19 protein-coding genes and 5 tRNA genes are annotated in these 22,163 nt (G+C 49.4%); 16 read left to right on the forward strand and 8 right to left on the reverse strand.

All coding sequences use genetic code 11. The annotated features are described in order from the left end of the window. Positions 1–229 precede the first annotated feature (229 nt). The 7 genes from ACYVI9_RS17815 to ACYVI9_RS17845 form a co-directional block, all read right to left on the reverse strand. A complete protein-coding gene (locus ACYVI9_RS17815; RefSeq protein WP_460767396.1) occupies positions 230–6,298 on the reverse strand; it encodes an alpha-2-macroglobulin family protein in 6,069 nt (2,022 codons plus the stop codon). A gap of 210 nt (positions 6,299–6,508) precedes the next feature. Then, entirely contained in the window at positions 6,509–7,531 is a 1,023-nt protein-coding gene (locus tag ACYVI9_RS17820) for an ABC transporter permease (RefSeq protein WP_460767399.1), read from the reverse strand. Beyond that, positions 7,473–8,492: an ABC transporter ATP-binding protein gene (locus tag ACYVI9_RS17825; RefSeq protein ID WP_460767404.1), complete on the reverse strand. Its 1,020-nt coding sequence runs from the start codon at positions 8,490–8,492 to the stop codon at positions 7,473–7,475. The genes ACYVI9_RS17820 and ACYVI9_RS17825 overlap by 59 nt, the downstream gene beginning before the upstream one ends. A gap of 78 nt (positions 8,493–8,570) precedes the next feature. Then, positions 8,571–9,437: a COG1470 family protein gene (locus ACYVI9_RS17830; RefSeq protein WP_460767407.1), complete on the reverse strand. Its 867-nt coding sequence runs from the start codon at positions 9,435–9,437 to the stop codon at positions 8,571–8,573. A gap of 216 nt (positions 9,438–9,653) precedes the next feature. After that, positions 9,654–10,310: a CoA transferase subunit B gene (locus ACYVI9_RS17835; RefSeq protein WP_460767410.1), complete on the reverse strand. Its 657-nt coding sequence runs from the start codon at positions 10,308–10,310 to the stop codon at positions 9,654–9,656. Positions 10,311–10,329: 19 nt separating this feature from the next. Then, a complete protein-coding gene (locus tag ACYVI9_RS17840) occupies positions 10,330–11,019 on the reverse strand; it encodes a CoA transferase subunit A (RefSeq protein ID WP_460767413.1) in 690 nt (229 codons plus the stop codon). 236 nt (positions 11,020–11,255) lie between these two features. Further along, the gene (locus tag ACYVI9_RS17845; protein ID WP_460767416.1) at positions 11,256–11,594 is read right to left on the reverse strand and encodes a hypothetical protein; all 339 of its coding nucleotides are present in this window, start codon (positions 11,592–11,594) and stop codon (positions 11,256–11,258) included. Positions 11,595–11,843: 249 nt separating this feature from the next. Between ACYVI9_RS17845 and ACYVI9_RS17850 the strand changes: the two genes are divergently transcribed. The 3 genes from ACYVI9_RS17850 to ACYVI9_RS17860 all read left to right on the forward strand — a co-directional run bounded on the left by ACYVI9_RS17850 (position 11,844) and on the right by ACYVI9_RS17860 (position 14,890). Beyond that, positions 11,844–13,271, forward strand: coding sequence for a tetratricopeptide repeat protein (locus tag ACYVI9_RS17850; RefSeq protein ID WP_460767419.1), 1,428 nt, complete (start codon positions 11,844–11,846; stop codon positions 13,269–13,271). Between the two features lie 90 nt (positions 13,272–13,361). After that, positions 13,362–14,138, forward strand: a complete 777-nt coding sequence (locus ACYVI9_RS17855; protein ID WP_460767422.1) for a phosphosulfolactate synthase — start codon at positions 13,362–13,364, stop codon at positions 14,136–14,138. Then, positions 14,138–14,890: a shikimate dehydrogenase family protein gene (locus ACYVI9_RS17860; RefSeq protein ID WP_460767425.1), complete on the forward strand. Its 753-nt coding sequence runs from the start codon at positions 14,138–14,140 to the stop codon at positions 14,888–14,890. Before ACYVI9_RS17855 ends, ACYVI9_RS17860 begins: the two co-directional genes overlap by 1 nt. Positions 14,891–14,915: 25 nt before the next feature. Here the strand turns inward: ACYVI9_RS17860 and ACYVI9_RS17865 are convergent, their stop codons facing one another. Then, complete coding sequence (locus ACYVI9_RS17865) at positions 14,916–15,515, reverse strand: riboflavin synthase (protein ID WP_460767428.1); 600 nt, start codon at positions 15,513–15,515, stop codon at positions 14,916–14,918. Between the two features lie 106 nt (positions 15,516–15,621). Here ACYVI9_RS17865 and rpsU point away from each other — a divergent pair, with 106 nt between their 5' ends. The 13 genes from rpsU to ACYVI9_RS17930 all read left to right on the forward strand — a co-directional run bounded on the left by rpsU (position 15,622) and on the right by ACYVI9_RS17930 (position 22,123). Continuing rightward, positions 15,622–15,819 carry a 30S ribosomal protein S21 gene (gene rpsU, locus ACYVI9_RS17870; RefSeq protein ID WP_460767431.1) on the forward strand — a complete coding sequence of 66 codons (198 nt, stop codon included), beginning with the start codon at positions 15,622–15,624 and terminating at the stop codon, positions 15,817–15,819. A 57-nt stretch (positions 15,820–15,876) separates the two neighbouring features. Beyond that, positions 15,877–16,776 (forward strand): tyrosine-type recombinase/integrase, encoded by a 900-nt coding sequence (locus ACYVI9_RS17875; RefSeq protein ID WP_460767434.1) that lies wholly within the window; start codon positions 15,877–15,879, stop codon positions 16,774–16,776. 127 nt (positions 16,777–16,903) lie between these two features. Further along, a complete protein-coding gene (locus ACYVI9_RS17880; protein WP_460767437.1) occupies positions 16,904–17,203 on the forward strand; it encodes an HPF/RaiA family ribosome-associated protein in 300 nt (99 codons plus the stop codon). Between the two features lie 265 nt (positions 17,204–17,468). Beyond that, positions 17,469–17,541, forward strand: a tRNA-Thr gene (locus ACYVI9_RS17885). Positions 17,542–17,631: 90 nt separating this feature from the next. Then, positions 17,632–17,714: transfer RNA gene (locus tag ACYVI9_RS17890), tRNA-Tyr, on the forward strand. A 104-nt stretch (positions 17,715–17,818) separates the two neighbouring features. Beyond that, positions 17,819–17,894: transfer RNA gene (locus tag ACYVI9_RS17895), tRNA-Gly, on the forward strand. A 96-nt stretch (positions 17,895–17,990) separates the two neighbouring features. Next, positions 17,991–18,062 (forward strand) — tRNA-Thr (locus ACYVI9_RS17900). A 230-nt stretch (positions 18,063–18,292) separates the two neighbouring features. Continuing rightward, complete coding sequence (tuf, locus tag ACYVI9_RS17905) at positions 18,293–19,480, forward strand: elongation factor Tu (RefSeq protein ID WP_460767440.1); 1,188 nt, start codon at positions 18,293–18,295, stop codon at positions 19,478–19,480. Positions 19,481–19,549: 69 nt separating this feature from the next. After that, positions 19,550–19,620 (forward strand) — tRNA-Trp (locus ACYVI9_RS17910). A 94-nt stretch (positions 19,621–19,714) separates the two neighbouring features. Continuing rightward, positions 19,715–19,912, forward strand: a complete 198-nt coding sequence (gene secE, locus ACYVI9_RS17915; RefSeq protein ID WP_460767443.1) for a preprotein translocase subunit SecE — start codon at positions 19,715–19,717, stop codon at positions 19,910–19,912. 1 nt (position 19,913) lies between these two features. After that, positions 19,914–20,504: a transcription termination/antitermination protein NusG gene (gene nusG / locus ACYVI9_RS17920; protein ID WP_460767446.1), complete on the forward strand. Its 591-nt coding sequence runs from the start codon at positions 19,914–19,916 to the stop codon at positions 20,502–20,504. 210 nt (positions 20,505–20,714) lie between these two features. Then, positions 20,715–21,272 carry a glycine zipper domain-containing protein gene (locus ACYVI9_RS17925; RefSeq protein WP_460767449.1) on the forward strand — a complete coding sequence of 186 codons (558 nt, stop codon included), beginning with the start codon at positions 20,715–20,717 and terminating at the stop codon, positions 21,270–21,272. Between the two features lie 278 nt (positions 21,273–21,550). Then, positions 21,551–22,123, forward strand: coding sequence for a DUF6799 domain-containing protein (locus ACYVI9_RS17930; protein ID WP_460767453.1), 573 nt, complete (start codon positions 21,551–21,553; stop codon positions 22,121–22,123). Positions 22,124–22,163: the final 40 nt, after the last annotated feature.

The raw sequence follows: 22,163 nt of genomic DNA on the forward strand, positions 1-22,163 counted from the left end.
ATAAGCGAAGAAGGGTAGTGGCTGTTGGCGCCGATAGCGTTGATGATCAATGGTTATGATTTCCGGTTCGCAGTGTAAACAAATAACGACTGCATTGCAGGGCAGATCCATCCCTGTTATAGGGTTGCATAACGGAAAAAACAGCCAATCATGAGACCGGAAAGCCGGAACCTGCCAGATGCGGCACCGCTGTGGTAGCAGACGGCACCTATCTTTCTTTAGCTGATCATTATTTCAGCGGATTGATCTTTACCCTGGATCCTTCGCTATGCGCGGTAAACTCAGGCGCATACATACACTGTATACTGGTTATCCCGTTACTGAAGTTTCCGGCAGTCGATGCCCGCAGGGTATATTCAAAAACATAGCTGCCTTTGGAAAGATGATTGATAAAGAAATTGGTACTGGCATCCCTGGTCGTTTCATAGTAACCCAGTCCTCCCTGCCAACGGTAACTACTCAGCACATTGACGGGTTCAAATCCGCTGGCCCGAAGGTCTTTCATATGCAGGTATTCCATTTCCCTGTCGGCCCGCAGTTCGATGCGCACTTTTATTTTGTCGCCCACCCGAATGCGTGTTTGCGCTGTGACCGGTTCCAACTCGGGGCCGCGATCACCTACGGTTTCTATAAAAAGTTGTTTGCGCAGTTGCAGGGGCGTTTCAGCAAAACTGATTTTATCCATATTCTCATGGTATTGCCAGTAGACGGCGCCCCAGCTTGGCAGCCGGCTTTCGGTGGCCTGCGCTGCAGTATCGGTGATCGTCACTTCAATAGCGCCCATGGTCGGATTTACTTTACTGCCCGGAATCACCCTTTTGAAATATCCCGTACCGGCCGTGGAAGCTTCCGGGCTGATGGTGGTATTTCCCAGTTGAATCCTTACACGGGGCTCCCGGTTCAACCAGTCATTGCCGTTTAAAAGCAGGGCATAACAGGCTTCCGCTGTCGCACGGGTACTTTCCCAATGATTGGTTTGTTTATTTTTCAGCAGCCAGGTGCGCAGTGCATCTGTAGTCTGCCGGTCACCGGCGATTTCATCAAAAGCCTCAATGATGAGCGCCTGTCTTTCAACCGGTGCGTCGTACCACCACCAGCTATGTCCCTGCGACTGGTAATACATGCCCATTTCCTCATCATGAACTGCGGTCTCTTTCAATGAATTCAGAATGGCGGTCGGGGTGACCCGATCCTGGTCCCGGTGCCGGACCAGGGCAATCATGGCCTGCATATATTTGTTTTGCTCCACCCAGGTAGCAGCGGCCCGTTCTTTGAAATAGGCTACCGCTTTGGTGGCAGCAGCCGGAATGGGAAGATCGGGGAAAAAACTGCGCATGTAGAGGTACTGAATCACATAATAATCAGGGCGGTATTTTTTCAGGTCGGTTTTCTTACGGATCAGACGAGCATAATTTTCATTGATCCGTTGATCCAGATAGGGCAGGGCCGCCTGCACCAGCGCATGCAGTTTTGTTTTCTGAGCCGCCGGTATGGCTTTTAACTGCTGTAAATGGCCGATGCCGGTAACAATATACTGCGTCATGTACTGATCGTCCGGCCCGCCTTTGAACCACACAAAGCCACCATTGGGACTTTGCAATTCCTTCAGTTTGTCATAAGCCTTGTCCAGCTCGCGGCTCATGCGCACCAGATCAAAGAGCAGGGCGATATTTTTTTTCTGGGCTGCTTCGGTCCTTGCCTCCAATACCCAGGGAGTTTCTTCCAGCAGCACCGAGCGAAGGTTTTCATTTTTTTGCAGGTTGCTCAGTAGTGCTGTCGTGTCTGCTGTGGCCCATTGTTCGAATACCTTTCTGATTCGCGGTGCGCTGTTAGCGACCCTTGTGGCCAGGCTATTGGCGTAATATTTATTCCAGGTCTGCTCCGCACATTCATAAGGATACTGCATCATATAGGGCAGGGCCTGCACCGCATACCAGGCGGGGTTCGCGCTGTATTCAATGGTAAGGGATTCGGTGGTCAGGGTCTCACTGACGGCGCTGTTTTTCAGCTTGTCAAAACTGAATCTATGTGTGCCGGTTCCCCGGACCGCCAGCGGCAGGCTCTCAGTGACCAGCATGCGGTTGCTCAGCACCGGAAGAACATTGGTCTCTCCGTCAGAAAGCGCAACAGTCTTAGGGTCGGTGACACGGGCAATAATACGCCAGCTCAGAGCCTGGCTGAATTGAAATGGTACTTCCAGCGGGAAGTTTACAGCCTGGCTCTGACCGGCCGCCAGGGTAAAATACTGTTGCGGAATTACATTTTTGAACCAGCCGTCAACAGCTTCTCCGGTCGAGGTATTAAAGAGTTCCAGGCTGGCAATACCGGTAATTTCTTTATCGGAAAGATTGACAATCTTGGTACTGAGTTCGAGTCGGTCGCCTTCCCGCAGAAACCGGGGAATATTCGGCTGCACCATGAGTTCTTTCTGGGTTACCATTTCACGACTGCTGTATCCAAAAGCCAGTTCCGGGGTATGGGCCAGTGCCTGGAATTTCCATCGGGTCAGTGCTTCGGGCATGGTAAAACTGAAACTGATATTACCCGCGCTGTCGGTCTTGAGTTCCGGAAAGAAAAAAGCGGTTTCATTAAAGTTCTGCCGGATTTGTGGTTCATCAGCCGCGGCTGTTTCGGTTGGCGATTCGGTATCCAGGCCGGCTGCCTTACCCTCCAGATTATCTGCCATTTCGGGTGCCGGGGCGGCTGCCATATCGACGCTTCCGGTAATGGCCATCTTGCGTTGTGCGCCATATCCGACCACCATTACTTCGTTCAGGCTGGTGCGGCGGTCAGCCAACAGGTTCAGCGCATCATATTCCTTGTCAAAATGCACCGAAGACTGGTTGATTCCATCATTGGTGCGGGACTGGGTATGAATGAAATTCTGGGTGCCCGTCCAGTGAAAGTCCGACCGGTTGGGGTTCCAGAGTGCGGGGATAGACCAACGGTGCGGATAGAACTGATCCAGTGAGGCATCATACATGCCGGCCAGCATTTCAGCCGCCAGTTTTTCGTTCTTCTTGCCGGCAATATGGACCGTCCATTTTTCAGCAGCACCGGGCAGGGTCTTGTCTCGGAAACTGCTGTAGGTTATATTGAGTTCTTTATTGGTCCAGGGGACTTCTATGCCCGGGTTCAGGGTAAATACCCGGTTGTTTTTGACGAAAATATAACTCAGTCCATAGCCGCCACGATCCGCTTCCGTGGCAGTAAAATCAAAAGTTTTGGCTTTCCCGTTGAGCCGGTAGAAACTGTATTCCGAGCTGCCCTTGTCGATCCCCTGAATCAGAAATACATTGGTGGCGGCCGTACTGATATTGACCCGGGTATGCGCGCCGGGTTCTATCGGTTGCGGCCCCTCAAAGTTGAGGTAACGGGGAACGATAGCTGTACTGCTGCCCGGCTGATACAATTCCAGGTGGCGGACAATCTTTACCGGTGCGGCTGAGGATCCCGGATTGAGGGCGCTCAGTTCTATGGCATAGTATCCCGGCGGCAGTTGCTGCTGCAGGGACAACTGACCGGCCGAGTCCGTTGTGAATTCACGGCTCAGCAGTTTTTCTCCTCGTTTCCAGCTCGAAGGCTGGTCTTCATCATCATAAATATCATGGGGGAAATAACGAATATAATCCTGTTTGGACAGCACAAAAGTATCCGGCGCTTCCCAGTATCGTGGGCGCAGGAGCCGCTGTTCGGGTTCCAGGCGGTAGATCTCTAAACGGACCGGGGTCTGCAGTCTTTGCCCCGACATATTTTCACTGTGCACCGTCAGGGTCTTAAGACTGTCGGCTTCCATACGTTCGGGCAATGGCAGCTGCAGTATATAGGGTTGATACCCTACGGCCAACTGTCGGGAACTACTACGGGTTTCGCCATTGATATCCGTTACATCGGCATAGATCATATAGTTGAATATCGGGCTCAGCGCCGGATCTACGGAAGCATCGGGCAGGGCTTTGAAACGAACCTGGAACCTGCCCTGCTCATCCGTTTGCGTACTGCCGCTGGAGATTTCTGTCGGACTGACCCGTGGCCACCAGCCACGATGGAACAGCCAGGGATAAGGAAAACGGGCCTGCCGGACGACCCGGTATTTTACCATGGCGGCATCGAGCGGATTACCCGCGTAGGCCATGGCCTGTCCGGGAACTGTCACCGAATCATTCAATTGATAACCGTCTTTATTCTCTTCTAGTTCCACATAGAATTTCGGGCGTTTGTACTCTTCCATCCGGATACTGGTCCTGCCGGTATTTCCCGGACCCTGAAGTTGCAGCAAGCCGTTTAATCCGGACTCGGGTAGCCGGAAACTGCCATTAAAAGAGCCATAGGCATTGGTGCTGAGCCGTAGGCTGTCTATACGCTGGTGATGGGCATCGAATAAGGTGATGGTGGTGGTATGATCGGGAAGGACTTTCGCATTTTTGCCATCCTGCCCGCGACTGATCGTGATCCCCTTAAAGAAAACCGTCTGGCCGGGGCGGTAGAGGCTTCTGTCGGTGAACAGGAAAATATGGGTACTGTTTTTGGAACTGGCATCGGGCGAACGGTCCCCGTTATAATAATAATAATGTGCGGCCTCCTCATCCAGGAAAAGACGGTCATCGCCGTGGCGGATATCGAACAGGTATTCTGAACTGCTGACAAGCCCGTTTTTCGAACCTGCAGCCATCCGAAAATATCCCTGCTGATCCGTGTGATACTTGCCTTTCCGGGTATAGGTATATTTTCTTGTATCATAATCGTAGGCCCTGGTATAAGTTTGGATCGCCGCCTCGGCCAGCGGCTGGCCACTGTCCCGGTGCAGGACAAAAAAATCCCGCCCTGTATGTACAAAGCTGATATTGGAACTGTTGATCAGGGATCGACCCAATATATTATCCGCGATACTGAAATCCGGTTTCAGGGAGCCCAGCAGATAATAGGCGCCGACAGGCAGCCCATCGGCTTTGATTTCCACACGGTGTTCGACCAGGTCTCCGCCGTCAGGTAGTTCCTGCTCCCAGGATTTGAACGATGGCGCGGCTGCTAGCTGTTGAAAAAACCGATGCTGCTCGCGCTGCTCCCGTGCTGCTTTTAAAGCCGGTGTTTCACGAACCACACGCAGGTACAGTTTGTCCATGTTTTTAAACTTCACCAGTACGCGAAAAGGTTGTTGGGGAATATTCACTTTTTCTGCCTCGAACTCAAATTGTGGCCGGACCAGCTGGTGGTAAAGGTTGGCGGCATTGGCCCTGCCTTCGGAAGCGCTGTCGGCATGCATAAGCCCTAAGGCCAGTTCCCGGGCCCGGATCAGTTCCGCACTTTTTTTCCGGGGGGATCCCTCGGGTTCCGATCCTTGTTGCTGGTGCCATAAAGCCATCAGGTATACCGCCTGATCAACGGCCGGCTGGCCGGTATAGCTCGCTGCGAGCTGCTGTAAGGCCTGATAATATAAACTGTCCTTATCGGGATGTACGGCATTTTCATAAACAAACTGCAGCCTTTCTATATCGAGATCGATCAAGGCTGCCGGATCCCGGTCTTTCAAATGAAAGGCCAGTAATTGCTGGTAGAGCTGCAATGCTTTATGGAAGAGTGAAAGAGAATCTGCAGTTTCGAAATGAGCAGTTGCAAATTCCCGGGCGGAGCTGAATGCAGCCGCGTCCCTGATTTCGAACTTATAGGCTGGTCGGCTCAGGTCCCTTTCATTGTTCTTAAAATAGTCAAGTGCCAGGTGCGCGAGCAGGTCATAGAGGGTAGGGCGCAGGTTCCGGCTGTTGCCCTTTTCGATCAGGGCTTCCCAATCTGTGAGTCGGGTCTGCTGCAATACAGTCGCATCCTCCAGTGAAGCCAGGTATCCGGCGCTTATTTTCCTGTGAAAGTCATCGATCGTCCAGGTGGCCGGGTCTTCTTTGACAAAATCCACGGTATTGGTACGGTCATACAATAGGTAGCGGTGTTGCTGAAAATATTGCAGGTACAGGCCTGCCAGATAGCTGTTGAGCAGGGAACGTACCGGCGGACGGGTCTGTGCGATTTCTTGTTCCGTTTCCCGGATACTGGCCAGGAGGTTGTCTTCCCGGTTCTCTTCCTGTAAGGTACTCATGTATACCAGGGCCTTTACCAGCTGTGCACCCTGCTTGTCTTTTCGGGCCTGGTCATAGATCTTTTTGACGGTCTTCAGGGCAGATGCCGGCAGGCCTTTTCGGATAGCCGAGTCCGCTTTTTTCCAATCGGCTTCGTAATTTTTTATTTGTTGTGCATTGCTGGTCATTGTTAATAACAGGGTACTTATAATCAGTAGTAGGTATTTCATGCGTTTTGCTTGTGTATGATTTGTTATATACCGGAACAAAGATGCAAGATGCATTAAAAATACACAAATTCTGCTGGTGGCCGGTCGGCAGGAGCGGGGCGAAAAAAGGAGCAGGCAGCAGTAGCTGATCCCAACGGATGGTGCGCGGGGTTAAAAAGGCCCGGGCAGCGGGCAGGTGCTCCCCGGACGGTCCGCCCGGGGAGCTGGATTTTAACTGCGGATTTCCCGGCGCATGAAACCGTAATAAGCGCCTGCGAAGCAGACGGCCGTTGCCGCCAGCAAGCCACTGATCTGCGGCCAGACAATCATCAGGCTTTCCTTAAAAGGCAGGGGGGCAGGGATGGCGCCCACCATCTGTTCCATGGTCAGGGGCCCCAGACTGCGGACCGATGGTATCAGCAGGGTCGCCGTGGCGTCGGTATATAACTGGCTGGGTGCGATCCGCAGCAGGTTCAGAAACATATTATTGTATTCAAGCATCTGCGCCTGGGAAAGATAACCCGGGTCCGGCAGGATCAACTTGACAATCAGGTTGACCAGGATGGGATAGAAAACGGTAAAGAAAAGCCAGATGCCAATCGCTGTCAATGCGGAAGTAGCGGCCTGTTTGAATTTCACCGATAGCAGGATGGAAAGGCTGAGCCAGAAAGCCACATACAGTATGCTGATAGCGGTGAAAGCCAGGATGCGCAGGACTTCCTGTGCTTCAATGCGGACACCCGTTAACAATAAGCCGGCGCCGATCATCAGCAGGGACAGGGAAACAAAGAGCACCGTCACCAGGATCAGGGCACTCACGAATTTTGAGAGCAGCAGGTTATCACGGTATACCGGCTGCGCCATCAGACGGGTCAGGGTGCCGCTGTTATATTCCGAATTGATGGCGTCGAAGCCCAGTCCGATTCCCAGCAGCGGACCCAGAAAACTCAGAAATACATGAAAGGGCGGAATGGAATTGTCGGTGGTGGTCAGCAGTTTCAGGTACAGGAAACTGTGATCCGGATCCGCGGTATTGGTAAAAGCCGCCGCAATATGACTGAGGGATACATACAGCGAGGCAAAGAAAGTAAGCAGAATCAATGCCATCAGCACTATAAAACGCCAGCTGCGGATATTATCTGCGATTTCCTTAAGGACCATGACCCGGAAAGGAGTCGGGATCCCGGCATTGGGTTTATTTTTCCTTGCTGAACTTTTTAAAAGACCGTTGAATAAAACTGCCTGACTTTTCATGAACGGGGTTTTCAGTTGAATTGTTTTCAAAATATTTTTGGTAGATATCATCCAGCCCATATTCTTTTCTGTGTACGCCGGTTATCTCCATCTGGTTTTCTACAAGAAAACGTACGAGTCGGGCTGTGATGTCCTGACTGCATCCGAAAGTGACTTCGTTTTCAGTAAGGGTCAGTTCCCGGATTTCCTCCCAATCCTGCAAACGGGATTCCGGTTCCCAGGGCCGGGGCAGGGGACTGGCAAAGCGGATGGTGGTCACCACGCCGTCTTTCTGGAACAGATTCCGGGACAGGGTATTGATATTGCCTTCGACCAACAGCTTACCCTTGACGAATATGCCCACACGGTCACAAACCTGCTGCACATGGTGGAGGTGATGACTGGAGAGCAGTACCGTCAGGCCCTGCTGCCGGCTCAATTGCCGGATCAGGCTCAGAAATTCCCTTACCCCGCTGGGATCAATACCCAGGGTAGGTTCGTCCAGTATGATGACTTCGGGATTTTTTATCAGGACCTCGGCCAGTCCCAGTCTTTGTTTCATCCCCCGGGAAAAGGTAGCTGCTTTCTTATGCAGGACCTCTGAAAGGCCCACCTGGAGCAGCATTTCCCGGGCTCTTGACTGCAGTTCCTGCTCCGGTATGCGGTTCAGACGACCGATATACATCAGGTTCTCCAATGCCGTCATGCCATCGTAAAAGCCCACGCTGTCCGGCATATAACCGACTTTTCTCTTTACTGAGATCGGGTTTTTGGTCGCATTGTAACCGCAAACATAAGCGGTACCGGCACTGGGATCCGTCAGCCCCAGCATCATCAGGATGGTGGTGGTCTTGCCCGCGCCATTGGGTCCCAGCAAACCGAAGATTTCCCCTTTCTGAATATTCAGATTCAGGTCATCGACGGCTTTCAGCGTCTTGTATTGCTTGGTTAAACCCTTCAGTTCTATGATAGGTTGTTCCATTTTTTTTGATTAATGACAGGTAACAGGTATTGGAAGCGATCTTTCGGGATAGATTGCCGGCCGCTGAACGGCATCAGACTATCGCCTTCCATATTTACGGATCAGGTAATAGACCAGCGCCACCGCCAGCAGGATGACCAGAATACCGATCCAGCCGGAAAGTAAGGAGGTTTTAACTGTTATCCGGAAAGTCGTGTCGCTGTTGGCATTGGCATTCTTGGCGGTAAATTTGGCTTCGTAGTCGCCCGCTATCGTTTTGTCGGGAACGGTTAGTGTTGCAGTTACCGCCGTCGTTTTACCCGGATCCAGCTGTGCTATTTTGGCGGGTTCAAAACTGCTTTCCCATTTTGAAGGCGCCTGACCGGAGAGGGTGATATCCTTCAGGGCAATGGTACCCGTATTGCGGACTTCCAGCTGTATCTTCCGGTCACTACCGGAAGTGACATCGTCGCTGAGTCGCCCTGTCGGCGTCGTCAACTCCAGCTTATAAGTCCCCTTAACCACGGCTTCCAGATTCAGGGTCAGGCTGTTGTCCTGGCTGACCGCTTTTACCGGTATCTGGAATTTGCCCGGTTTGGCATCGGCACTGGCATTGATCTCGATGACAATATCCTGGGTTTTGCCCGGATCCAGGTTCAGGGAAGTCACCTGGCTGCCATCCACTTTGAAAGCGGCCATCCAGCCTTCGGGCAGACCGGCAGATAACTGGTAGAGCCGTACGGTTGCGGCGCCATTGTGCAAACTGGCATTATAGCGGAAGGTTTCGGTGGAAGCCGCTTCCAGATTAATGAGCTTGGCAGTTAGGGTCTGCTGGTTATCGATTCCCGGGGTCCCTGACTGGGCGCGCCCATGGTAGGGTGCCAGGCCCACAGCGGCCATCATCAATACTGCAGCAAAAAGCTGTTTTAAACTGCTGAAACGCAAGGAAAAAGGTTCTGGTAACATAAAGACTAAAAATAAATATTAAACAATCTGTTATCTAAAAATACGGGCAATGCTTAAAAACGAAATTGTTCGTATTGGTGCGCTAAATTATAAAAGGCTGCCAATTTTCAAAATGGTTAAGTAAATTTTAACATTCAGAAAACACTTGACTGCCTTCATCGGAAGGGTGGCGGAACTGTTGTTCCGGTTCGGGGATCAGTGGGACTGGCGGTTGATTTAAAAGGACATTTCCGGTACCTGGGCGGGTACCTGTAAGCGACCTGCAGTGGCTGCCTGGATGGTTTCGATACTCACGCCTGGTGCGCGTTCCAGAAGTTCAAAGCCCGCCGCTCCGACGGCCAGAACCGCCAGATCGGTGACAATTTTTTTGACACAGGCGACGCCGGTCAATGGGAGGCTGCATTGTTTCAGTAGTTTGGAAGCGCCATCCCTGCTTGTATGCTGCATGGCGACAATAATATTTTTCGCTGCGGCAACCAGGTCCATGGCACCGCCCATCCCTTTCACCATTTTTCCAGGTATTTTCCAACTGGCGATATCGCCCTGTTCGCTGACTTCAAAAGCGCCCAGTACCGTCAGGTCGATATGGCCGCCACGGATCATCGCGAAACTGGTGGCGGAATCAAAAAAGCAGCCGCCGGGCAGCAGGGTAACGGTCTGTTTGCCCGCATTGATCAGGTCCGGATCTGCCTGTCCCTTGTCGGGGAAGGGACCCATGCCCAACATCCCGTTCTCGGATTGCAGGACGACTTCTATTCCCGGGGGGATAAAATTGGCCACAAGAGTAGGAATGCCAATGCCCAGATTTACATAATAGCCATCCTGGAGTTCCCGGGCGATCCTTTGAGCAATTTGTTCTTTTGTCAGCGCCATTTCAATCGGATTTGGGTTCTTATTTTTCGGTAAGTTTTTCGATTCTTTTTTCATAGTCCCTGCCCTGGAAGATGCGCTGGACAAATACGCCAGGCGTGTGTACCTGCGCCGGGTCCAGGCTGCCCGCCGGCAGCAGTTCTTCCACTTCGGCAATCGTGATGCGGCCTGCCATGGCCATCGGCTGGTTAAAATTATTGGCGGTTTCCCGGTAGATCAGGTTGCCGTAGCTGTCACCTTTCCAGGCTTTGACAATCGCGAAATCCGCCACCAGCGCATATTCCAGTAAATGCGGCTTTCCATTGAACGCACGGACTTCCTTGCCTTCGGCGACTTCGGTGCCATAACCTGCCGGGACATAAAAAGCCGGGATTCCCGCACCGCCTGCCCGGCATCGTTCCGCCAGGGTGCCCTGGGGTGTCAGGGCAACTTCCAGTTCGCCGGCCAACAACTGTCTTTCGAATTCCTCATTTTCACCTACATAGGAAGCAATCATTTTTTTGATCTGCTTTTTCCGCAGCAACAGCCCCAGACCGAAATCGTCGACACCGGCATTATTGGAAATGCAGGTTAATTCCCTGATGCCGCTGGCGGCCAGTGCTGCAATACTGTTTTCGGGGATACCGCAGAGCCCGAAGCCGCCGACCATCAGGGTCATTCCGTCCCGGATGCCGTCAATGGCTGCTACTGCGTCCCTGACTGTTTTATCCATATGAACCTTGTTTCGTTGGGATAAAGGTAGCGTATTTGAAAGTGAAAATAACGGTTGTTAGTTTTTTGGCTGGCAGCCCTGCCTGGAACAGCAGGGGGCGAGGGGATTGGCAGTTCGTCTCCATCAATCAGGAAGTCTGACTGGTACCGATCATTACCGACCGGATTCGGCGTACCGCCTGCTACAAAAAAAAATCCGCTGAAAGCGGATCTTATTAATTAGATGAGAGAACAGGTCTAGCGACCGGTATAGGACCGGACCACTTCATTCGGATTGAAAGTGACCTTTCTTAAAATAACTTTTTTCTTATAGGGCATTAAGTAACTGTTCTGCCCCTTCTGATAACTGATAGAAGTATTGAAGTTGACATAATTGGTGGCCGGTGCTGCCTGAATCAGGTTTTCGCCTTTAAAAGACATATTCGATCTAAGCGAAAAAGAAGTTAAATGTTTTTCCTGTTTATTGTCCAGGGAAAAACCTGATTTAGGTTTCTCCTTTCCGTCTTTTCCTAAATCATTTATATTACCTTCCCCTTCCGCGCGTGCTACGCCGGAAATCGCAAGGGCAAACACCATATTAAGTATAATAGCTTTTAACATAATGTTAAGTGTGGTTAATGTTTCCTAGCAAAGATACAAAATATTAAGAATAATTAACAAATCCTTTAGCATTTTTTTAACACCCACACTTTTAATACCAAAATACGGGCCAAAAAAGTTTTGCACAACAGAGGAAAACTAAATAAATCAGGAATTGTTATTAAGTTCTATATTGTTAATGGAAATCGTATACGGACAGGATTTAAGTTATTTAAACGTTTAGTTATGAGAGAGTTATCGCAGCACAGTGAAGGAAGATCAGACGAACTGGAAGAATTGTTACAGCGGTTTGAGAATCTGAAAAGGGGCCGGTCCAATGCATATTTAGAAGAAGAAGCTTTTGAAAGGCTGATCGAATATTTTGAATCCCAGGAAGAATTTGCCAAAGCAGGGCAGGCGGTGGCGCTGGCAATGGCCCAGTATCCCTATTCAGCCAGCTTCCTGATCCGCAAAGCGGACCTGCTTTTAAACAGCCGGCAATATGACAAGGCCCTGGAGCTGCTGGAGCAGGCTTCGATCCTGGACAGCAGCAGCATCGATATTTATATCCTGAAGACGGAAGCTTACCTGGCCCTGGATAAACAGGAACAGGCAGTGGTCCTGCTGAATGAAGCCCTGGAATTATTTTCAGGAGAAGAGAAAATTGACCTGCTGTTTGAACTGGCCGATGTCTATGATGACTATGAGGATTTTGACAAGGTCTTCGATTGTCTGAAGACCATTCTGCAGCTGGAACCTTCCAATGAAGAAGCTTTATACAAAATTTGCTTCTGGACCGATTTTATCGGCCGGAATGCAGAGAGTATTGAACTACATCAGTGGATCATCAATGAGCAGCCTTATTGTGAGCTGGCCTGGTTCAATCTGGGTGCGGCCTATCAGGGATTAAAGCTGTATGAGAAAGCCATTGACGCTTATCAGTACGCCCTGGCCATTGATGAAAAAATGGACTATGCCTACCGCAATATCGGTGACGCCTATATCCGGCTGCGCAAGTACCGGGAAGCGATAGAGCATCTTGAAAAAGTACTGGAACTTTCCAAACCCGAAGATGTGATCTTTGAAGCCATCGGCTATTGTTACGAAAAGCTGAAAAACCACGCCCAGGCAAGGTTTTATTACCGGAAAGCTTCGCACCTGAACCCCGAATACGGACACCTGTTTTATAAAATTGCTTACTCCTATTACCGCGAGGATAAATTTGAACAGGCCAGCCGGCAGCTGGAACAGGCATTGAAAATAAAACGCAACAGGGCAGAGTATCATTTACTGATGGGTGAATGCAAGATGCAGCTCGGTTCCTATAAGGAAGCCTTGCAGTGTTTTCTGACCGTCGTAAAACTCAAACCGAAATCCGTGACCGGTTGGGAGGCGCTGCTGAAATGCTTTTACGACGAACATTTCTATGATGATGTGCTGGAATTTGCAGACAAGGCCCAGGCCCTGATCGGCAACAAGCCGGTATTGCTTTATTTTAAGGCCATGGCCTGTTTTGGTCTTGGTAAGAAGAAAGAAGCGCTTCTTTTTCTGGAGGCTGCCTTAAGAGAAGGACCACAGCAGCTTAAGAAAATGCTTCAGCTCAATCCGTCTATCCTCCAACAGCCACAGGTGGCTGCACTGATTCTTCAGTATAAGAAAGGCCGCCATAAATAAGTCGGCAACTTCAGGAGTGGCCGGAGTACCCTCAAAATGATAGTTTGGGCAATAAATGATACATTTGCCGCCGTAACAATCGAATCCTGCATGACAAAATTCAATTTATCCCAGTTACCGGAAAGAAAACAACAACCACGTAACTCAGGGCTGACCATGGTGATGGATAAAGGCCTCAGCCTGGAAGAAGCCGGTTTTTTTATGAGTGCTTCCGCTCCACATGTGGATATTGTGAAATTGGGATTCGGTACCGCAGTCGTCACCCCGAAGCTGGAAGAAAAAATCGCCCTCTACAAATCTCATGGGATGGCGGTTTATTTTGGCGGAACCCTGTTTGAGGCCTATCTGGTCCGCAATCAGATACAGGATTATATAGCGGTTTGCGGATCACTGGGAATCGATTATATGGAAGTGAGTGACGGCTCGATCGTTATTCCCCATGCCGAGAAATGCGGCTATATCGAGAAAATGACCCGGTATGGGACCGTGCTCAGTGAAGTGGGCAGTAAGGATGCTACCCATATTATACCCCCCTATAAATGGATCGAACTGATGCGCGCCGAACTGGAAGCCGGTTCTTCCTATGTGATTGCCGAAGCCCGCGAAGCCGGGAACGTTGGTATTTACCGCGGCAGCGGCGAAGTCCGGGAAGGCTTGGTGCAGGAGATCCTGACCCAGATCCCCGAAGAAAAAATTATCTGGGAAGCGCCACAAAAAGCCCAGCAACTTTACTTTCTGGAACTGATCGGTTGCAATGTGAACCTGGGTAATATCCCGCCCAATGAAGTCATTGCGCTGGAAGCCATGCGTATCGGACTGCGGGGGGATACCTTTGAATTATACCTCGATAAAAAAAATAATTCCTGATGCGGCTCTTTGGTCTGATCGGCATGCCCCTGAGCCAGTCTTTTTCCAAGAAGTATTTTACGGAAAAATTTGCGCAGGCGGGCATCAGCGACACCGTCTATGAATTATTTCCCCTGGATGCCATTACCCAATTACCGGCGCTGCTGGAGCAATATCCGCACCTGGAAGGACTCAATGTGACCATTCCCTATAAGGAAAAGGTTCGTGCTTATCTGGACAGCGAAGATGCCCCGGCCGCAGCGATAGGCGCCGTTAATTGTATCAAAATCGAAGCAGGACGCCTGAAAGGCTATAATACGGATGCACCTGCATTCCGGCATTCCCTGCTGCCCCTCCTGCAACCCCACCATAGCAGGGCCCTGATTCTGGGCACCGGCGGCGCTGCCAAAGCGGTACACTGGGTATTGCAGGAAATGGGGATTGAGACCGCTTATGTATCCCGCAGTCCCGATAAGGGCTACACTTATACGCAGCTGGATGCCGGGCTGATGGCCGCCCATACCCTGATCATCAACTGTACACCACTGGGTAGCTTTCCCAAAACGGAGACTGCGCCACCCATACCTTATGAATTACTGACAGCCCGCCATTATCTGTATGACCTGGTCTATAATCCCGCCGAAACCCTGTTTCTGAAAAGGGGAGCGGTGCAGGGAGCCGCCGTCAAAAACGGCTATGAAATGCTGGCAGGTCAGGCAGAATTAAGCTGGGAAATCTGGAATACCGCAACGGGTCCCGGTAGCAGGTCCTAGCACGAATCCCGGACGGACGGATGCATTATTCAGGAGACTGTTCCAGCTGCCGGCTGCGCAGCAGGTATTTTCCGATAAGATCAAATTCAATATTGACCGGATCACCGATCCCGATCAGCCGGATATTGGTATGCTGATAGGTATAGGGGATGATAGCAACTTTCAGGGTGTTGCGGGTCACATCAAAAGCGGTCAGACTGATGCCATTCAGACATACTGAACCTTTTTCGATCACCAGGGCGGCGAATTGCGCATCAAATTCAAAACGGTATTCCCAACTGCCATCCCGGTTATTGATTTCAAGACAGCGGGCGATGGCATCCACATGGCCCTGTACCAGGTGTCCGTCCAGACGCCCGTTCAGGGGCAGGCAGCGTTCCAGGTTGACCAGGTCACCGGCCTGAAGGGTCGCAAGGTTGGTTTTTTTAAGGGTCTCTTCGATGGCACTGACGCTATGGGTGCCATCTGCGACCGCCTCTACGGTCAGGCAGACGCCGTTATGGCTCAGACTCTGATCAATCTTTAGTTCAGGGGATAGGGGACTTTCAATCAGATAGGTTCTGTTACTGCCCTGGGCAACAACGGATTGGACCCGCCCTGTGGTTTCAATAATACCGGTAAACATGCTGCTAATTTGCGTAGAATAACAAAACCACCAAAATATTTGTTTTTGAAATTAAATGCCTTATCTTTGCGCCTCAAAAAATTGCCAAAGGAGGTATATATTTATTATGTTAATTATTGATTCTAAAGACTGCGAAAACATAGACAAGGCACTGAAGAAGTACAAGAAAAAGTTTGAGAAATCAAAGGTCTTATTGCAACTTCGTGAACGTCAGGCTTTTACCAAACCTTCTGTCCGGAGACGCGGTGAAGTATTGAAAGCCATCTATAAACAGCAGATCGCCAGCGGTAAAATAGAACCCTGATAACATCAATATTTTGAATAAATTGCAGTCCTGTAACCCGCTTACAGGACTTTTTTTATGGCAGTACCCTTCACAGCGCATATTGCTTCCTTTATCAGCTATCTTCAGTTTGAAAAGCGGTATTCCAGGCATACCATCATCGCTTATGAAGGTGATCTGAAGGATTTTGAGCAGTATCTCCGGGATCAGTATGAAGGCCCGGACCTGGCATCCATCAACTATCAGCAGGTGCGCAGCTGGCTGGCGGAACTGCGGCAGCACCAGACGAATAAAACCATTAACCGGAAAATTTCCACCCTGAAATCCTTTTTCCGTTTTCAGCATAAAAAAGGCGCTGTCCCTTCCAATCCCATGACCAAAATCCTGTCACCCAAGACCGGCAAACAATTACCGGTTTTTGTCCGGCAGGACGATATGGAGCGACTGCAGGAGACGCTGAGCAGTGCTACAGAAGACTGGAAGACCCTGAACGGGTATATGCTGGTTCACCTGTTTTATGCCACCGGTATGCGGCTGAGTGAACTGATCGGACTCAGGGAACAGCAGGTGGATTTTGCCCGCCGGCAGGTCAAGGTCCTGGGTAAGGGAAATAAGGAGCGCAGCATTCCGCTGGCCCCCCAGACCCTGGAGGCCATCCGAGACTATATCGGGCAGAAAAACAGCCGTTTTGAAAATCCGGAGCCCGCACTGCTACTTACCGAAAAAGGCCGTAAACTCTATCCTAAATATGCATATCGTATGGTAAACCTTTATTTATCAACGATTCCCACGCTGGATAAGAAAAGCCCCCATGTCCTGCGGCACAGTTTTGCCACGCATCTGGTCAATCAGGGAGCGGAGCTGAATGCCGTAAAAGAGCTGCTCGGACATGCCAGTCTGGCGGCCACACAGGTCTATACCCATACCACGATTGAACAACTCAAGGAAGTGTATAAAAACGCCCATCCCCGGGCCTGAGATTTATACAAAAGTTTCACAGTTTTAATTTTGAAAATGCCTGTAGTTTATACTAACTTTAAGGCAGCGACAGATCTTTGACAGGAGGGTAAACTACCAGATTATTTCACTTTTAAATATATACATTATGAATGTGAACATTCAATCGGTTAATTTTGAAGCAGACCGCAAACTAGTAGAGTTCGTAAGCCGCAAAATGGAGAAGCTGAACACGTTTCATGACCGGATAATTGAATCGGATGTCTTTTTGAAACTGGACAATGTAGTGCATACGATCAAGGATAAAATTGTGGAGATTAAAGTACATGTACCGCGTCACAGTTTTTTTGTGAAATGTAGCAGCAAATCCTTTGAAGAGTCCTTTGAGTCTGCTTTTGATTCGCTGGTGAACCAGGTGAAAAGACGAAAAGAAAAAATGATTGCTTGAATAAAGATATATACCACCCCGCCTAAAATGGCGGGGTTTTTTTTTAGACTGCGGTCAGGGTATTGCCGGTTTTTAATACCTGCAAAACCTGCCGCGCGGGCAGTAGGGTACAGGCCCTTAAAAATTGTAACAAAAAAAATATACTAAACTTTCTTTCTTTAAAAAATTCCCTTACCTTTGCCTTCCAAATTTTTGGGGTAGGACCTTAGTGCTTTATAAACAGCGGTTTTCCCCTTAAAATGACCGAAAGTTCTTTACATTTTTTGCCGAAGTAGCTCAGCTGGTAGAGCAGCTGATTTGTAATCAGCAGGTCGGGGGTTCGATCCCCTTCTTCGGCTCTTTTGTCAGTTGAGAGATCAGCGCAGGAAGTCCCGCAGCGACGGTTCGTCTGCTGTTGTGATACCAGCCCTTTCAACTTTCAGATCAACGGGTAGGTGGCCGAGTGGTTAAAGGCGACAGACTGTAAATCTGTTCTCTTCGGAGTACGGAGGTTCGAATCCTTCCCTGCCCACGTTGTAAATCAGCAGTAACCGGAATACGGCTGATTTTTTTAGTTCTTTACATGGTACTAAGGTGTTACTGGTCTTTGGACCAGAAATAGAACACCTCCGGAAAGCGGGAGTAGCTCATTTGGTAGAGCGGTAGCCTTCCAAGCTTCAGGTGGCGAGTTCGAGCCTCGTCTCCCGCTCCAACAGGCAGTCGTTCCGGTAACAACCGGAACGCCAATTGCCTGAGTTCTTTAAAATGGATGATGTTGATGTGAAGTGAATGCACTACACACTGTCAGGCCGTTGTAGCTCAGTGGTAGAGCACTTCCTTGGTAAGGAAGAGGTCGTGAGTTCAATTCTCATCAACGGCTCAGATTACCCTGTCCGCTGTCGTTTCAGATGCAGCGCATCGGATCTGCCGACGGAAAGGGATTGCCGGCGGGCAGATGCGGCCGGGAAGACGGGACCCGCCCGGTTGTACGGGAACCGCTATAGAAGAGAAAGTATAGGCGTACCGCCGGAAGGCTGATTTAATCAAGGCTTAGATCCGGGCGAGGTACAACAATAAAAATTTCAAACAACAACTTTAAAACAGATAACAATGTCAAAAGAGACCTTTAAGAGGGAGAAACCCCACGTTAACATTGGTACTATTGGTCACGTTGACCATGGTAAAACAACTTTGACTGCAGCTATTACCGACATCCTTTCTAAAAAAGGTTTAGCACAGGCAAAAAAGTATGATGATATCGACGGTGCTCCTGAAGAAAAAGAAAGAGGTATTACTATCAATACCGCACACGTAGAGTACCAAACTGATTCTCGTCACTATGCGCACGTGGATTGCCCTGGTCACGCTGACTACGTAAAAAATATGATTACCGGTGCTGCCCAGATGGACGGTGCGATTCTGGTGGTAGCGGCTACTGATGGTCCGATGCCCCAAACAAAAGAGCACATCCTGCTGGCCGCTCAGGTAGGTGTACCCAAAATGGTGGTATTCTTAAATAAAGTTGATCTGGTAGACGATCCCGAATTGCTGGATCTGGTGGAAATGGAAGTTCGTGATGAATTGAGCAAACGCGGATTTGACGGTGACAACACACCGATCATTAAAGGTTCTGCTACCGGAGCTTTGGCTGGTGATGAAAAATGGGTTAGCGCCATTACAGAATTAATGGAGGCTGTTGACAACTGGATTCCCCTGCCTCCCCGTCCGATCGATCTGCCTTTCCTGATGTCTGTGGAAGATGTATTCTCTATCACAGGTCGTGGTACCGTGGCTACCGGTCGTATTGAAAGAGGTAAAATCAAAACCGGCGATCCCGTTGAGATCGTAGGTCTGATGGAAAAACCCCTGACTTCTACTGTAACAGGTGTGGAAATGTTCCGCAAAATCCTGGACGAAGGTGAAGCTGGTGATAATGCAGGTCTGCTGCTGCGCGGTATTGAGAAAAAAGATATCCGCCGTGGTATGGTAATCTGTAAGCCCGGTTCTATCACACCACACACTGACTTCAAAGGTGAAGTGTATGTACTGAGCAAAGATGAAGGTGGTCGTCACACACCATTCTTCAACAAATACCGTCCTCAGTTCTATTTCCGTACGACTGACGTAACCGGTGAGTGTACTTTACCCGAAGGAACTGAAATGGTAATGCCTGGTGATAACACCACACTGAACGTTACACTGATCACTCCGATCGCTATGGAAAAAGGTCTGAAATTCGCGATTCGCGAAGGTGGACGTACCGTAGGTGCCGGTCAGGTGACAGAGATTATCAAGTAATTTTGATAGATATTCTTTGAAATAACAGAAATTAGCTAATTAGCAGTTTGCTAATTAGCTAATTCGTTTACGGGCATAGTTCAATGGTAGAATAGCGGTCTCCAAAACCGTTGATCTGGGTTCGAATCCTAGTGCCCGTGCAGAAGTTGATATTCCAGGAAGCTGTTCGCAAGCCAGCCGGATTTTTTCCGAAAAACCTGATGGCGGCAGCTGCGAAGCGATAAAACAAAGCGGATGAAAAAGTTTGCAAATTACATAAGAGACAGTTATACGGAACTGGCAGAAAAAGTTACCTGGCCGGACTGGGCACAATTGCAGCAGTCCACCATGATTGTGCTGGTTGCTACCATTATTATTACCCTTATTATCTGGGGTATGGATTTTGTTGCAGGTGGTGGTCTGAATCTCTTATATAAAATGTTATATAATTAAAATGGAAGAGAATACGGTCGAAAATACGGTTACTGAAACACCGCAACCGGATACCAAATGGTATGTGTTGCGGGTCGTTAGTGGCAAAGAGCGCAAGGTAAAAGAGTATCTGGATAAGGAAATTTCGAGAAGTGGCTATGCCGAGATTGTGAAACAGGTATTCCTTCCCGTTGAGAAAGTATATAAGGTGCAGGCTGGCAAAAAGGTAATGCGGGAAAGAAACTATTATCCCGGTTATGTGATGGTTGAAGTGCTCGACGGTAAGATGAATGATGATCTGCGCGACCTGATTGTAGGTACCAATAGCGTGATTCATTTTCTGGGGAAAGACAATCCGATTTCGCTACGAAAGTCTGAAGTGAACAAGATGCTGGGCCGGATGGATGAAATGGCGGAGAATGGTGGTGTGAACATGATTGAGCCCTATATTGTTGGTGAAACCATCAAGATCGTGGAAGGACCCTTTAATGATTTCAACGGTGTGATTGAGGAAGTCAATGACGAAAAGAAGAAACTGAAGGTGATCGTAAAGATCTTTGGCCGCTCCACGCCGGTGGAACTCAATTACATGCAGGTAGAAAAGATAATTTAATCTATCGAATATATTTTTCTAGTTACGGTCCTCCACTTTTGGGGGACCGTTTTTCTTAACGGATTGATTTACAGTGGTTATTATAATGGTTTCAGGGCGAAGCCGCAGAAGCTGGCTAATTAGGATTTTTTTAAGAAGCGACGGACAACGGATTTGGCATAGTTTTTTGTCTTAATGGGGTAACTAATTATCTGACTAAATTTTGTATTTATGAAAAGGTTTATTTATAGTGTATTGGCATTGACTATGATATTGGCGGTCATCAGCTCCTGTAACAGTCGTAAGGGGCAGGAAACCTCAGCGGAGGGCATGGATACCCTGGGTCTGGCAGAATACCAGCGTTGGAAACTTGAAAATGAAATAAGAGCAGAGATCGATTCTGAGAATGCGGCGGCCCTGGAAGCAGAAGAAATGGCTTCTGCACCGGCCCGGTCCTCGTCCTCCCCAAGGAGTTCTTCAAGCCGTTCCTATTCCTCTCATTCCTCCCAGCCGGCTGGTAATGGTTCTTCCGTTTCCGATGGTTCAGGTTCTTCCGGTTCAGGTACCGTATATGAAGAGCCCGCTCCCGAGCCAGCCCGTAAAAAAGGCATGAGCCATACAGCTAAAGGCGCTATTGTTGGTGCCGTTACCGGAGCAGCTACAGGTGCCATCGCCAATAAAAAGAATCGTGTAGGTGGCGGTGTGGTAGGTGGTGTGATCGGCGCAGCTACCGGTGCAGGAATCGGTGCCATTGTAGATAAAAAACAAAGACAGAAAAACGGTCAATAAGCGATTAAGCATTAGAAGCGGTAGATTTTTTACCGCTTTTAATTTTTGTGCCGGGCGGGGATTATTATTTTCTTAACAGTAATCTCCCCATCTTTGCCAGTGAGAAAGAGCCGTTTGGAATAACACAGAGATTATAGATGCCACCCGGTTGCGCCGGGCCGCTGATGCGCAGGGCAGTTCTTTAATAAATTTTGCAAACTTTACCGATGGACCGTGTCAATGGACCCAGGCAGTCGCCTGGCCGGATCGGTTGTATCCTGAATTTAAAAATATATACAATGAAAAAACTATTTACCATTGCTGCTATTGCAGCCGTTACCGTAGCCTGCAACAATGCCGCAGACAATACCGCAGCAACTGAAGATTCTGCAATGATCGAAACCCTGGATGAAACTGCCATGGAAGCATCTCCGGCAGCCGCCGAAGGTGATATCAGCCGGCAGAACGGACAGGTAGTAGTCTACCAGAGCGGTCAATGGGTTCCGGTTGCGGAAGACATCACACTGGACAATGGACTGGTCGTGAAAGCCAACGGAGACATCGTTGATCCCCAGGGAAATACCGTACAAATCGATGAAGGAGGCCGGGTTACCCGGGCCGGACAATTCTTTGACAAAGCAGGCAATGCGGTCGAAAATGCCTGGGATGCCACCAAGACTGGTGTCAGCAATGCTGCTGAAGCAACCGGTGATGCCGTAGAAAAAGGGGTCGATGCGACCAAAGAAGGTGTGGAAAAAGGTGTGGACGCCACTAAATCTGCCGCTAAGAAAGTCGGCGGTGCGGTCAAATCCGGTGCAGAGAAAGTCGGCGATAAGGCCCGCGATATTAAATCCGATATAAAAGGAGAATAATCCGGCTGGACGGATGACTTAAAGGATATTGTTGATTATG

This window comes from Niabella terrae, from assembly GCF_054783135.1.